We start from the raw sequence: 12549 nt of genomic DNA on the forward strand, positions 1-12549 counted from the left end.
CTTTGATGCTCAGGCCAAGCACTCGGCCGGGAGCTTTGCAGGATCAAGCGCACCCGTCATCACCGCCACGGTGTCGCTCATGGAGATCTTCTTGGGGTTAAGCACCGCCGCGCGTTTGCCCAAGCGGGCCACATGGATGCGATCAGCGATCTCAAACACATGCGGCATGTTGTGGCTGATGAGGATCACAGGCAAGCCTTTGTCCCGCACGCGGCGGATCAACTCCAGCACCATATTGCCCTCTTTCACGCCCAGGGCCGCCGTGGGCTCATCCAGGATGACCACGTGGCGCGCAAAGGCCGCCGCGCGGGCCACGGCCACACACTGGCGCTGGCCGCCCGAGAGCGTTTCCACCGCCTGCGTCATGGAACGAATGCCGACCTTCAAATCGGCCATGCGCTCGATGGCGGTTTCCAGCATCTTCTTCTTGTCGAGCTGGCGCAGCACCGTGCCGGCAAAGCCGGGGCGGCGCAGCTCACGGCCCAGAAAGAGGTTCTCGGCAATCGTCATCGCCGGTGCCACGGCCAGGTCTTGGTAGCAGCACTCAATGCCTTCTCGGCGCGCATCCATGGGGTTGCGGAATTGCACGCGCTTGCCGTCGAGCAGGATCTCGCCTCCATCGGGCACGGTGGCGCCCGACAGCGCTTTGATCAGCGACGACTTGCCCGCGCCGTTGTCACCAATCACCGCCAGGATTTCGCCCGCGCGCAGCTCGAAGTCCACACCATCCAGCGCCGTCACTTGGCCGTAGCGCTTCACCAAGCCTTTGGCTTGCATCACAAGTTTGCTCATCGTGCCCCCTTGCGCGAGAGTTGATCCACGGCCACCGCCAAGATCACCAAGATGCCGGTGATCAAGACTTGGTAGACGGACGACACGCCCATCAGGGTCAGGCCGTTGCGCAACACGCCCACCACGATGGCGCCGGCCAAGGTGCCCAAGATCACGCCACGCCCCCCGAACAAGCTGGTGCCGCCCAGCACCACGGCGGTGATGGCGTCCAGGTTTTCGGTCTGGCCACCGTTGGGGTCGCCGACACCCGTGCGGGCCACGGTCAGCAAGGAGGCAATGCCATAGAACAAGCCCGCCAACACATACACACTCAGCAGCACGCGGTCGGTGGGGATGCCCACCAAGCGGGTCGCTTCGGGGTTGTTGCCCACGGCATAGACATGGCGGCCTGAGGCGGTGTCGCGCAGCCAGTACCAAGCCGCCAGGTAGAGCGCCACCATCAGCACCACGCCATAGGCGATCTGGCTCTCGCCCACGCTGAAGGTATTGCCCAACCACAACATGCTCTCAGGCACATTGGTCACGGTCTGGGCTGAGGAGTAGAGCTGGGTGATCGCAAAGGCAATGTTGAAGGTGCCCAGCGTGACGATGAAGGGCGGCAGCTTGATGCGGGTGACCAAGAGGCCGTTGACGAGGCCAAACAAGGTGGTCACGGCAATGCCGCAGAGGATGGCCAGCGAGGGCGGCAGGCCAAAGTCTGCGGCGAACTTGGTCATGATGATGCTGCCCAGCGCCATCACCATGCCGCAAGACAGATCGATGCCCGCGGTGAGGATGATCAAGGTCTGGCCGATGGCGATCACCCCCACCACCATGACCTGCTGCAGGATCAGCGCAAAGTTGGCCGCAGTAAAGAAGTTGTCGGTGGTCACACCGAAGACCACACAAGCCACCGCCAGGGCGATGAAGGGCCCGAGCTGGCTCAAGGGGGGCAGCTTTTCTTTGAGGGACATGGAGGAATCCTTAGACGGGCTCGGGTGACGAGAGCGCCACAGCGAACCAGCAAGCCAGGTGGTGCCACGAGGCCACCACCGGCTTGCGCACCAGGGGTGAGACCCCCAGCGAATTCAGGCCAGAGGCCTTACTTCGTGCCCCAGCACAGGTCGGTGCCGGTCTTCACGTCTTTGCTGTCCACGCCGGGCACCGCCTTGCCGGCGATCAGCGTCACGCCAGTGTCGACATAGCCGCTGGCCTTCTTGCCGCCCTTGGCGTATTCAACGCCGGCCGCCACGCCCATGGCCGCCATCTTCAGGGGGTACTGCTGCGAGGTCGCGGCGATCACGCCCTTGCCCACATCCGCCACGCCGGCGCAGCCACCGTCCACCGAGACGATGATCACGCCCTTCTCTTTGCCGGCCTTCTTCAGCGCGTTGTAGGCGCCTGCAGCGGCCGGCTCATTGATGGTGTAGACGACGTTGATGTTGGGGTCCTTTTGCAGGCAGTTCTCCATCGCAGTCTGGCCCTTGGCCTGGTTGCCATCGGTGTCGGCAGCGCAGACGGTTTCGGGCGTGGACGACAGCTCATTGGACTTGGCGTCATTGGCCTTCAAGCCGAAGCCGGTCATGAAACCGTTGTGGCGCTGGGCGCCCACCGGGTGGCCAGGGAACAGGTCCAGCATTGCAATCTTGGCCGGCTTGTTGCCCAGGGCTGCTTTGGCATATTGGCCAATCAGCACACCGGCCTTGTAGTTGTCGGTGGCGAACAGCGCATCAGCGCCCTCAAACGGGCTGTCCAGCGCGATCACTTGCACGCCCTTAGCCTGGGCCTTCTTCACGGCCGGAATGATGGCGTCGCCGCTGGAGGTGATCAGGATGGTCTTGGCCCCCGCCGTGACCATGTTCTCAATGGCCGTGATCTGAGCGGCCGTGTCGCCATCCTTTTTGCCCGACGCCGTCATCAGCTTGGCGCCCAACTTCTTGGCCTCGGCTTGCGCGCCTTCCTTCATCTTCACGAAAAAGGGGTTGGTCTCGGTCTTGGTGATCAGGCCGATGACGGGCTCGCCCGCTGCAAAAGCGGGTGCAGCCAGAGCGGCCGCAGCGGCCAAAGCAAAAGCGGACAGGGTGCGGTTCATGGGTTTGTCTCCTGAAAGGTCGGGCCGCTGTGGCGCGGCGCCAGCGAGGGGCTGAGAAGGTGACGCCGTCAGACCTGGTGGTGTTCACACCCCCGTCGTCAGCGCTGGCTGGATTGTGAAACCGGATGGTTAAATAAATCAAGTGGATTGATTAATGGTAAACCCCAGTGGGCCCGCAGACGGCTCTTGGGCAGGATGCGAGCCTTGTGCAGCGGCATGCGCACGGCCGCTTGAGCCGCGCTTTGCGTGCTGCTCACCTCCTCTAGATGTCTCTCCTTTGAAAGTGAAGCAGCATGTTTGTCGTTTGTGGCGAGGCCTTGTTTGATGTGTTTGCGGTGCAGGACACACCCACCGGCATGATGCTGGACGCCCGCATCGGTGGCTCGCCCTTCAATGTGGCCGTGGGTCTGTCGCGGCTGGCGCAACCGGTGGCGTTTTTCGGCGGCATCTCCAAAGGCTTTTTAGGCGACCGCCTAGGGGCCGCCTTGAAGGCCGAGGGCATTGCGCCGGACTGCGTGCAGTGGCTGGACGCGCCCACCACGCTGAGCCTGATTGGCGTGGACGCCAGCGGTGTGCCGTCCTACAGTTTTTATGGCGCCGGCTGTGCCGACCGGCAGCTGCCGATGAACGCGCTGGACACCCTGCCCGCCGCCACCCAGGCCATCCACTTTGGCTCTTACGCCATGGTGGTGGAGCCCGTGGCCAGCGTGCAGCGTGCCTTGGTCGAGCGCGAGCACCAGCGCCGCGTCATCGCTTATGACCCCAACGTGCGCTTGAACGTCGAGCCCTCGCTGGACCGCTGGCGCGACACCCTGGACTGGATGGCCGCCCGCACCCACTTGCTGAAGGTGAGCGACGAGGACCTGGGCCTGCTCTACCCCGGCGTCGCCTTTGCGGAACTGGCCCAGCGCTGGCGTGCTGCCGGCGTACGCGCGGTGGTGGTGACACGCGGTGGCGAGGGCGCGTTGGCCTGGACAGCAGCCGGTGAGTTTGAGGTGGCGCCGGTGCGCACCACCGTCGTCGACACGGTGGGCGCGGGCGACACGTTTCAAGCCGCCATGCTGACCCGCTTGGCCGAGCTGGGCGCTCTGAGCCCCGAGGGCTTGAGCACGCTGTCACTGCCCGCCTGGCAAGGCGTGCTGGCCTTTGCCGCACAAGCCGCCGCCATCACCTGCGGGCGGCGGGGGGCGGATTTGCCGCGTCGGGCGGAGTTGCCTTGAGGGGTGGTGCGGGCGACATGCGATTCGACTTCTGAGGCCTGCGCGTGCATCGGGGATTGGGGGTGCGATTCCGCTCATGTCCCCCGGCCCTCGGCCTCCTCCTTTACTTCGCTCCATCACACCCCCAATCCCCGCTGCTCGAAATCGGCAATGACTGTCCTGGCGTTGATCACGGCCCACGTCTAGTGCGCTTGCGTCAACAAGCACAACCTCGGCTAACGCAGTGACGCAGGTATTCCCCAAAGCGAAGTAAAGAAGGAGGCCGAAGGCCGGGTGACATGAGCGGCGGGGAATGCCTGCGGCGCTGCGTCAGCGAAAACTTGGGCAAGGGTGTGAGAGAAAGCACCCGTGCCACCAAGAGAGGATCAGACCTTCACCGACACAGTCCTCAACCCGCGCCCAACACCCTCACCAACTCAGCCAAATCCGATCCCTCAAACCAAGGCTGGGCTGAGGCGCCCTCGGGTTTGGGGGGGGGGCCCGGGCGGCAGACCCAAGCAGCGGCAAGCCCAGCACCGCATGCACCTTCGATGTCCAAGGCCCAGTCGTCGCCCACATGCAGGACTTGGTGCGGGGTGAGCTGAAGATGCTCACACGCGGCATGGAAGAAGGCAGGCTCGGGCTTGCCCTGGCCAAAGGCCTTGGCGCTGAGGCCGCCGATGAAGAATTGTGCCAAACCGATACGCTCAAGGTCGGCGTTACCGTTGGTCAGGGCAAACAAAGGCCAGCGAGCGCTCAGGGCTTGCAGGGCCGCCAAGGTGTCGGGGTACAAGACCACGCGCTGGCGCTCGTCGAAAAACACCTCAAAGGCCGGCGCCGCCAGGGCCTCGTCGTCACCCGCCTCGCGCAGCGCCCAGGCAATGCTGGTCTGGCGTTGCCACGAGAGGTCGTGGGCCTGGTCCGGGTGGGCGTCAGCCACCGCATTGCGAATGCGGCGCAAGGCAGCCACATCAAAGCGCGCCGCGGTGCGGGGGGCGTGTTGCTTCAACCAGCCGTGCAGCGCTGCTTCCGCCCGCGCGATGGTGGGCCAGACCGGCCAGAGCGTGTCGTCCAGGTCCAGCGTCAGCGCTTGAAAGGAGTGCCCGCTCACCGCATCCAGCCTTTGCGGCGGAAGTAGATCAGCGGCGCGGCCACCGAGCAGACCATCAGCCCCAGCGCGAAGGGATAGCCCCAGGTTTGGCTGAGTTCGGGCATGTGCTGGAAGTTCATGCCGTAGACGCTGGCGATCAGCGTGGGCGGCAGCAGGGCCACGCTGGCCACCGAGAAGATCTTGATGATCTTGTTCTGGTTGATGTTGATGAAACCGACTGTCGCGTCCATCAAGAAGTTGATCTTGTCGAACAGAAACGCGGTGTGGCTGTCCAGCGAGTCGATGTCGCGCATGATCTGCCGGGCTTCTTCAAACTGCTCGGCATTGAGCATGCGGCTGCGCATCATGAAGCTGACCGCGCGACGCGTGTCCATCACATTGCGGCGAATGCGGCCGTTCAAGTCCTCCTCGCGGGCAATGGCGGCCAGGGCCTCACCGGCGGCGCGGTCGTCCACATCTTGCTTCAAGACGCGGGCGCTGACTTTCTCCAGCGCGTCATAGATGCCTTCCAGCGCGTCGGCGGAATACTCAGCATCGGCGTCATAGAGCTTGAGCAGCACATCCTTGGCGTCTTCAATCAAGGCCGGAATGCGGCGGGCCCGCAGGCGCAGCAGGCGGAACACGGGCAAGTCTTCGGCGTGGACCGAGAACAGCACGTTGTGAAAGAGGATGAAGGCCACCCGCACATTGCGCGGGGTGATGTCGTCGTCAATCAAGAAGTCGGAGCGGATGTGCAGCTCGCCGTTGTCTTCTTCGTAGAAGCGAGCCGACTCTTCCAGGTCATCGTCGACGATGTTGTTGGGGATGTGCAGGCCAAAGCGGGCAGCAATCCAGCCAATTTCTTCCGCCGTGGGGGCTTCCAGGTCGACCCAGACGGGTTGCACGTCGGCCAGGTCAGCGGCCGAGTCGATCTCTTCTTGCAGCAAGCGGCCACTGAGGCGGCCTTTGTCCAGCGTGAATACGTTCAGCATGGTTCAGTTCCAGCGTCGGCATGGCGCACAGCACGAGGGCTGCGGCGCAATTCGGGGCTTTCAACAGGTGCCAAGAGCACCTGGGCGGGGGAGTGGGAACCGTCTCACCCCGCATCCTGGCACTGGGCGCTAGGCCTCAGCACACCGGGCTGGAGGGGACGGTCACCGCGGGTGAGGGGCGTCCAAGGGGGGCACCTTCGTAGTGGCGATGGCTGAATTATGGTCCATGGGGGACCCGCCGATGGCCGCGACGGTGACGACAGGCAGAGATAAACGCACCCGCGTCCCTTGACCTGGCTCGCTGTCGATCTCCATCCAGCCGCCTTGCAGGTCGATGATTTCCTTGCACAAGCTCATGCCCAGGCCTGTGCCGGGGTTGTGGCGCGACGGATCTGCGCGCCAAAAGCGCTCGCAGACACGGCTGACTTCCTCAGGCGTCATGCCGATGCCGCGGTCGCGGATCTCCAGCGTCAACCACTGGTCGTCAGCCGCCGCAATGCTGAGTGCGACGGGTTGGCCAGGCTCAGAGTACTGGCGCGCGTTGTCCAAGACCTCGGAGACGGCCTGCACCGCCTTGATTTCGTCAATGAGCAAGAGGGCGTCGGGACACTCTGCGGGCAGGCTCAAGGGATGGCTGACGCCGGCTTCGAGCTGAGACTGGGCGATTTGCTCCAGCAAACGCTTCAAGGGCGTGGGTTTGCGCTCCATGTCTCGACCCTGGCGAGCTTCGATGCGCGCCAAGTCGAGCAGTTCGGTGACGATGCGCATCATCAACTGGCTCTGCCGCAGCACGATGCTCATGGCTTCTGTGCGTCGCTCCTCAGACATCGGCCGATGCAGCAAGAGCTCGGCATAGCCCAAGATGCTGGACATGGGGGTTCTGAGCTCGTGCGCGGCGCTGGACAAGAAGTCGCTCTTCATGCGCTCGGTCTCGGTCTCACGCGTGACGTCGCGGATGAACACCACATGTCCGCCGTCGTCACTGCGGCGCAGCGAGACTTGAACCACGGCGTAGCACGGACGCTCTCGGCGAAGTTCCATCACGGCGTCGTTCTGCCCTGCGCCTTCGGCAATCAACAGCTCGGTGATGGGGTTGCGCTGGGTTTCAGCGGGTGACAAGAGGCCGACCAGCCTGTCCTCGAACTGCGTCAGGCTGAGCCCCAAGGCTTCTCCTGGCATGAAACACATCAGCCCATTGAGCACCTTGTTTTGATAACGCAGGCGCTCATCCGCATCGAAGTAAGCAACGCCCGCGTCGCACAGCTCCAGCATGGCTTCGATTTGGGCCAAGCGCGCCTTGGATTTGGCGGCCATGCGCATGGCATCGTCTGCCGACAGGGCCATGGTGCGTCCCAGCAGCAGCAACTCCCCCGCGGCGTCGTGCGCAGCAAAGTCTTTGAGCTTCAGGCCTTTGCCTTGCATGTCTGCCATGCTGGTCACCACCGGTGCCACGACCAGCAGCATGCTGCCGTCGTCCATCCACTCGGGGCTGCCTCTGAGCTGCAGGCGCTTTTCATCTTTGCTCACCAGCGTGCACAGGCCATGCCCGTGCTGCAGCCAGTCTTTCATCGTGGCATGACGCTGTGGTCGCTTGATGTCGAACAGACCGTCCAAGCGTTGGTTGAGGCGATCACCCAGTCCTAAGGCCCAGAGGCTGGACCCCATAGAGCGAATGTGCAGGTCTTCATCCACCCACACATGAAAGGGGAAGGCTCGGTTGAGCTGATCTCCCCGCAAAGATAAGGTGCTGTCCATGGTGGTCCTTGATCATTGCGTGAGCACACGCACCCGGAAGACTGCTTTGGCATCGCCCGCCTCAGGCTGAGGCTCCAGAGAGATGGTCTGATGCGCGCGTTTGGCCAAGCCTCGGATCAAGCCCGCCACCATGGGTGCCAGACCTTCGCGATGGGAGTTGTAGATCACATCGAAGCTGCCGTCTTCGTTGTCTTGCACCGAGAACACCGGGAGGTGCATCTGGGGGAAGACGATCTCGACGCGACCGTGCAGGTCGTTGAGGTTGCCCAAGATGTCTCTCAGGTTGTCGCCGGCTGCGTCCAGCAGTTGGCCGTAGCCTTCCTCGGCGGTGTAGAGAATCCAGTACTCGCCGAAGGCCTCCAGCACCTGCTCTGCAGTCAAGCCCGTTTCGACAGTGACGGCCGATACCAGCTTGTAGGTCAGTGCATCGTCATAGGGCTGCATGCTGACAAAACCATCGGCGTGCGTGTCCGCCATGGCACACACTCTTTGCCAGCCCGCCTCACCTTTGATGGAGGTGACCAGTTGCTCAATGGCTCGGTTAACCAGTCCGTACATGATGCGCTCCTTGTAGCTGCCGCTGCGAAACGATGCGACCCAATGCCAGAGGTCAGCTTGAGGCCTCAGGCGTCATCAGCTGCTCAATCGTGTCGATCAATTGCAGTGGGCTGAAGGGCTTGATGAGGTACTCATCGGCACCAACATGCTCACCGGCCTCGCGGTCACGCTGTTGGCCACGCGCCGTCAGCAGCACCACCTTGATGTGCTGGGTGGCTGGATCGGACTTGATGCGTTGGCAGACCTGCAGGCCGTCAAACTCGCCGGGCATCATCACGTCCAACAACATCAGGTCGGGCTGAATGGCCGCAGCCATGCGCAGGCCAAATGAGCCATCCGCGGCTTCGTGGATTTCGTAGTTCTCGAACTCCAGGGTCATGCGGATGAGTTTTCGGATGTCGGCTTGGTCTTCGACAATCAGGATGCGCTTCATGGTGGAACTCCCTTGAGGTAGAGACGCTTAGGCGGGCTTGTTGGCTTGTGCTTTGCGGTCGCGGGCGCGGGCCATCAAAGCGGCAAGGTCTTTGGCATATTGCTGAGCTTGAGCAATATCGAGTTGGCTGGAGTCGAACTGGTGCGGGGCGCCGGTGGGCAGGTCGATGACAAAGGTGTGTAGGCCACCTTCGTCTTCTTCGCGCAGCTGGCCGCCGTGCAAGGAGATGATGTGTTCGGCCAATTGCAGGCCGATGGCTTCGCCCACGGGGCGCTTGGGCGTCTCAGTGCCCGCTGCCTGGGCGGGCGCCCCGCCGGTCAAGGCCACACCTTTGACTTCCTCTTGCGAGAAAACGCCGACGTCGCGCAGCATGATGATGGCGCGGGCGCCCATTTGCCGATGCTCGATCTCGAGGGCGCCGCCGGCAGGTACGCCACGCACCGCCATCTCCAGGCACTCCGTGAACACGCGCTTGAGCCATTGCTCACTGCCATACAAGACGGCAAGGTCCTTGAGTTCGCCCTCGACTTGCAGGCGGGCCGTGACGCTGCGCTGCTGTGCCAGTGGCTCGACTTCCGCCCAGCATTGTTGAAGCAAGGGCCACAGCTCAATGCGGTCGGCAGACATCAGAGCGTCTGAGCGCCAGACAGCGGCCAGATCCACCAGCTTCTCGACCAGCTTGATCAAGCTGTCCACGTGCTCTCCAGCCACCTTCATGTCGTTGGCCACGCCGGTCCTGAGAGCACCCGCCAAAGCTTGCTGCGCTTGGCGCAGCGGGTCTCGCAAATCGGTGCGGATGACTTGCATCAGGTTGTCGAAGGCCACACCACCACTGTCGGCACCTTCCGCCTGCACCACCACAAAGGCATCGTCTTTGGCAAGGCCCGGCAGCACGCGGCAGTTCAGCTCGGCAGGCGCAGCACCCGGGCGCGGGGCCGCACCAATGGCCTTGACCACTTTGGGCGTGCGGCTGGTGATGACCTCGACCAAGGCGCGCTTCAAGTCGGGGTCAAACAGCTTGCGGCCCAAGGCCAAGCCCGTGCGCTGCCCGCCTTGGGAGTTGATGTGACGGATCGTGCCGTCCTGGCCTACCCACAGCAAGCCGTGTTGCGAGTGTTCCAGCAGTTCATCGAGTGTGGCGTGCATGTGGCGCACCTCCTTACAGATCAGCGTGCAGAGCAGTTTTCACTTTTATCATTTTTAACACGAGGACATTTGTCACGAAAGCCGAATAAGCAGAAGAAATCGCCTGCTTCAGGCGAATTGAGCCGGCTCAGCGGCGCGATCCGCCGCCTTTTGCGCCAGCAAGTGGCGCGCGCGTTGCTCCAATTGGGAGAACGGCACCGGCTTGGTGAAGGACTCAATGCCGGCGGGCAAGCCCCCGCGGTCGGCAATGTCGGCCGGGCTCAGCGCCGTGACGACCAAGATGTCCATGCTTTGCGCCAAGGGCTTCATGGCTTGCAGTGCCCGCAGCATCCGAAAACCGTCCATGCCCGGCATCATCAGGTCGGTGATCAACATATCCGGCGGGTGCTCGCCCAGGCGCACCAAGCCCTCAAAGCCATTGCGGGCCAGGTCTAGGTCGATGGGCAAGTCCCAGGATTCAACGGTCAAGGCATAGAGCCGCAGCAGGTCGGCATCGTCCTCGACGACCAGCAGGCGCACGCGCGCTGGCTCGGCTGGCGCCACCGCAGGGTCGGGGGCTGCGTGCATGTCTTGCACTTGGCGCTGCTTTAAGCGCTCGACCGCGTCGCGCGCAATGCGTCGATGTCCGCCCGCCGTCTTCCAGGCCGGCAAAGCCCCCGCCTCGACCCATAACTGCACCGTGCGCAGGGCCACGCCCAGCAATTCAGCCGCTTGGCGGGTGGTGAGCACGTCGTCGTCGTGGCGAGTCATTGTTCAAATTTATCATTTATTTTTGAAAATTCAAGCCCCACCCCTGCGCGCCGAAAGCCATACACCTCTTCACCGCAGCGCCATGGCCCCACGGGTCAGCCGGCTTGACTGATGCCCTCTCCTGCCCACGCCCTCTGTGATGCCCTGCCTGCGCTGCTGGACCAGGCTCAAGAAGGCATGGCCTGCTTTGACGCTGAACAGCAGCTGTTGTGGTGCAACCCTGCATTCGCCATGGTTTTCGGCAGCACAGCAGAGGCCTTGCGGGGCGAAACCCTGAGCGCACTCGATGCACTTCTGGCCCCGCTGCTGGCCGGGCGGACGGCCACGATCGGACCTTTGCTGCAATGCCACGCATCGCTGGGCAGGCCAGGCGCCGCCACCGTGCGTTTGGCCCATGGACGTGAGTGGACGCTGCGCGGCCAGCCCGGGCCCCATGGCGGCTTCAACCTCTACCTCGCCAGCCTCAGCGCCCCGCAGAGGCAGCGCCACAGCGAGTTCCTGGCGACGGCCGCACACGAGTTGCGCAACCCCGTGGCCAGCCTCTTTGGATTCGCCCAGTTGCTGCGCAGCCGCAAGCTCAAGCCCGAAGGATTGGCGGAGGTCACGGAGATCCTCTGCCGCCAAGCCGACTCGCTCTCGCACTTGGTCGAGGAGTTGCTGGATTTGGCCAGGGTGGACGCCAAACAAGGTCAAGACTTCAAACCCCAGGCCGTGTCCTTGACCGCCTTGCTTCAAGAGGCGCGTGATTCGCTGCCCGCCGAGCTGACCCCGCAGCGCGTGCAAGTGCGCATCGCAGCCAGCGCCGACCTGCTGTGGGTGGACCGCGCCAAAGCCCTGCGGGTATTGATCAACATCCTCTCCAACGCCTTGAAGTACTCACCACAACACACACCCGTGCAGGTTCATGCTCGTCGAGAGAAGAGCCGTCCGCCATGGGCAGACATTGAGGTGACGGACCACGGCATTGGCATGAGCGCCGAACAGCAAGCTCGGATCTTCGAGCGCTTCTATCGCGCCGACCCTTCTGGGCCCATTCCGGGCACAGGTTTGGGCATGAGCTTGGTGCAAGAACTGGTGGTCTTGATGGGCGGCAGCGTGCGGGTGACAAGCGCACTTGGGCAAGGTTGCCGGGTCAGCCTGAAGCTGCCACTGGCCACGACCCACATCGTGGGCCAGAAGCTCGGCGAAAAACAAGGCGCCTGAAGGGCTGGGCAAAGATTTTTTGCCCGCTCAGTGCAGAACTTGGCAAAGCTGCTTCAACCCGGAATCTACACCGATTTTTTGCACCTGAACATGCTTGGCAAAGCGATTTAAAGGGCGCATAGTTGGTCAGACGGATCGGCGCTTTTGCCCTCACCGGCAGGCCTGATTCGCAGCTCGTTCCATACGTTTGCGTGCCCGTAAGGAGGCCTCGATGAATCTGAAGATCAGCGGACATCACCTGGAAGTGACCCCAGCCCTCAGAGAGTATGTGTTGACCAAGCTGGACCGCATCACGCGGCACTTTGACCAGGTGGTTGATGTCAATGTCCTCTTGACCGTTGAAAAGCTCAAGGAAAAGGAGCGTCGCCAGAAGGCCGAAGTCAATTTGCATATCAAGGGCAAGGACATTTTTGTAGAGCAATCCCACGAGGACCTGTACGCCGCCATTGACCAATTGATGGACAAACTGGACCGCCAAGTGGTTCGCCACAAGGACAAGGTTCAAGATCACCACCACGCCAGCGTCAAGCGCCAAAGCGTGAGCATGATGTGAGCGATAA

The 12549-nt window shown here is 62.8% G+C and carries 13 protein-coding genes; 3 read left to right on the forward strand and 10 right to left on the reverse strand.

Features of this window, described 5'->3' with window-relative positions:
• Nucleotides 1-9: 9 nt before the first annotated feature.
• The 3 genes from KAK11_RS01500 to KAK11_RS01510 form a co-directional block, all read right to left on the reverse strand.
• Nucleotides 10-792 (reverse strand): ATP-binding cassette domain-containing protein, encoded by a 783-nt coding sequence (locus tag KAK11_RS01500; RefSeq protein WP_210805439.1) that lies wholly within the window; start codon nucleotides 790-792, stop codon nucleotides 10-12.
• Nucleotides 789-1745: an ABC transporter permease gene (locus KAK11_RS01505; protein ID WP_210805441.1), complete on the reverse strand. Its 957-nt coding sequence runs from the start codon at nucleotides 1743-1745 to the stop codon at nucleotides 789-791. Before KAK11_RS01505 ends, KAK11_RS01500 begins: the two co-directional genes overlap by 4 nt.
• A 128-nt stretch (nucleotides 1746-1873) precedes the next feature.
• Nucleotides 1874-2863, reverse strand: coding sequence for a sugar ABC transporter substrate-binding protein (locus KAK11_RS01510; protein WP_210805443.1), 990 nt, complete (start codon nucleotides 2861-2863; stop codon nucleotides 1874-1876).
• A 293-nt stretch (nucleotides 2864-3156) separates the two neighbouring features.
• Here KAK11_RS01510 and KAK11_RS01515 point away from each other — a divergent pair, with 293 nt between their 5' ends.
• On the forward strand, nucleotides 3157-4083 hold the full coding sequence (locus KAK11_RS01515) for a carbohydrate kinase family protein (RefSeq protein ID WP_210805445.1): 927 nt from the start codon (nucleotides 3157-3159) through the stop codon (nucleotides 4081-4083).
• Nucleotides 4084-4471: 388 nt separating this feature from the next.
• On the opposite strand, the gene KAK11_RS01520 is transcribed toward KAK11_RS01515, so the two are convergent.
• The 7 genes from KAK11_RS01520 to KAK11_RS01550 form a co-directional block, all read right to left on the reverse strand.
• A complete protein-coding gene (locus tag KAK11_RS01520) occupies nucleotides 4472-5173 on the reverse strand; it encodes an HAD-IA family hydrolase (RefSeq protein ID WP_210805447.1) in 702 nt (233 codons plus the stop codon).
• A complete protein-coding gene (corA, locus tag KAK11_RS01525; protein ID WP_210805449.1) occupies nucleotides 5170-6144 on the reverse strand; it encodes a magnesium/cobalt transporter CorA in 975 nt (324 codons plus the stop codon). Before corA ends, KAK11_RS01520 begins: the two co-directional genes overlap by 4 nt.
• A gap of 162 nt (nucleotides 6145-6306) precedes the next feature.
• Entirely contained in the window at nucleotides 6307-7899 is a 1593-nt protein-coding gene (locus tag KAK11_RS01530; RefSeq protein ID WP_210805451.1) for an ATP-binding protein, read from the reverse strand.
• 12 nt (nucleotides 7900-7911) lie between these two features.
• The gene (locus KAK11_RS01535) at nucleotides 7912-8457 is read right to left on the reverse strand and encodes a heme NO-binding domain-containing protein (RefSeq protein WP_210805453.1); all 546 of its coding nucleotides are present in this window, start codon (nucleotides 8455-8457) and stop codon (nucleotides 7912-7914) included.
• A gap of 52 nt (nucleotides 8458-8509) precedes the next feature.
• Entirely contained in the window at nucleotides 8510-8890 is a 381-nt protein-coding gene (locus KAK11_RS01540) for a response regulator transcription factor (protein ID WP_210805455.1), read from the reverse strand.
• 27 nt (nucleotides 8891-8917) lie between these two features.
• Nucleotides 8918-10036 carry a histidine kinase gene (locus KAK11_RS01545; RefSeq protein ID WP_210805457.1) on the reverse strand — a complete coding sequence of 373 codons (1119 nt, stop codon included), beginning with the start codon at nucleotides 10034-10036 and terminating at the stop codon, nucleotides 8918-8920.
• 108 nt (nucleotides 10037-10144) lie between these two features.
• Nucleotides 10145-10786 (reverse strand): response regulator, encoded by a 642-nt coding sequence (locus KAK11_RS01550; protein ID WP_210805459.1) that lies wholly within the window; start codon nucleotides 10784-10786, stop codon nucleotides 10145-10147.
• A 111-nt stretch (nucleotides 10787-10897) separates the two neighbouring features.
• Here KAK11_RS01550 and KAK11_RS01555 point away from each other — a divergent pair, with 111 nt between their 5' ends.
• Nucleotides 10898-11989 carry a sensor histidine kinase gene (locus tag KAK11_RS01555; protein ID WP_210805461.1) on the forward strand — a complete coding sequence of 364 codons (1092 nt, stop codon included), beginning with the start codon at nucleotides 10898-10900 and terminating at the stop codon, nucleotides 11987-11989.
• Nucleotides 11990-12200: 211 nt separating this feature from the next.
• Nucleotides 12201-12542 (forward strand): ribosome hibernation-promoting factor, HPF/YfiA family, encoded by a 342-nt coding sequence (hpf, locus tag KAK11_RS01560; protein ID WP_210805463.1) that lies wholly within the window; start codon nucleotides 12201-12203, stop codon nucleotides 12540-12542.
• Nucleotides 12543-12549: the final 7 nt, after the last annotated feature.

The organism is Ideonella paludis (genome assembly GCF_018069865.1).
Classification (GTDB): Bacteria; Pseudomonadota; Gammaproteobacteria; order Burkholderiales; family Burkholderiaceae_C; genus Ideonella; species Ideonella paludis.

What these genes read in the sequence shown, in the direction of transcription:
- hpf (WP_210805463.1), top strand. Translation starts at nt 12,201, where the DNA reads ATGAATCTGAAGATCAGCGGACATCACCTGGAAGTGACCCCAGCCCTC.
- KAK11_RS01530 (WP_210805451.1), bottom strand. Translation starts at nt 7,899, where the DNA reads ATGGACAGCACCTTATCTTTGCGGGGAGATCAGCTCAACCGAGCCTTC.
- KAK11_RS01505 (WP_210805441.1), bottom strand. Translation starts at nt 1,745, where the DNA reads ATGTCCCTCAAAGAAAAGCTGCCCCCCTTGAGCCAGCTCGGGCCCTTC.
- corA (WP_210805449.1), bottom strand. Translation starts at nt 6,144, where the DNA reads ATGCTGAACGTATTCACGCTGGACAAAGGCCGCCTCAGTGGCCGCTTG.
- KAK11_RS01510 (WP_210805443.1), bottom strand. Translation starts at nt 2,863, where the DNA reads ATGAACCGCACCCTGTCCGCTTTTGCTTTGGCCGCTGCGGCCGCTCTG.
- KAK11_RS01555 (WP_210805461.1), top strand. Translation starts at nt 10,898, where the DNA reads ATGCCCTCTCCTGCCCACGCCCTCTGTGATGCCCTGCCTGCGCTGCTG.
- KAK11_RS01550 (WP_210805459.1), bottom strand. Translation starts at nt 10,786, where the DNA reads ATGACTCGCCACGACGACGACGTGCTCACCACCCGCCAAGCGGCTGAA.
- KAK11_RS01540 (WP_210805455.1), bottom strand. Translation starts at nt 8,890, where the DNA reads ATGAAGCGCATCCTGATTGTCGAAGACCAAGCCGACATCCGAAAACTC.
- KAK11_RS01500 (WP_210805439.1), bottom strand. Translation starts at nt 792, where the DNA reads ATGAGCAAACTTGTGATGCAAGCCAAAGGCTTGGTGAAGCGCTACGGC.
- KAK11_RS01545 (WP_210805457.1), bottom strand. Translation starts at nt 10,036, where the DNA reads ATGCACGCCACACTCGATGAACTGCTGGAACACTCGCAACACGGCTTG.
- KAK11_RS01535 (WP_210805453.1), bottom strand. Translation starts at nt 8,457, where the DNA reads ATGTACGGACTGGTTAACCGAGCCATTGAGCAACTGGTCACCTCCATC.
- KAK11_RS01515 (WP_210805445.1), top strand. Translation starts at nt 3,157, where the DNA reads ATGTTTGTCGTTTGTGGCGAGGCCTTGTTTGATGTGTTTGCGGTGCAG.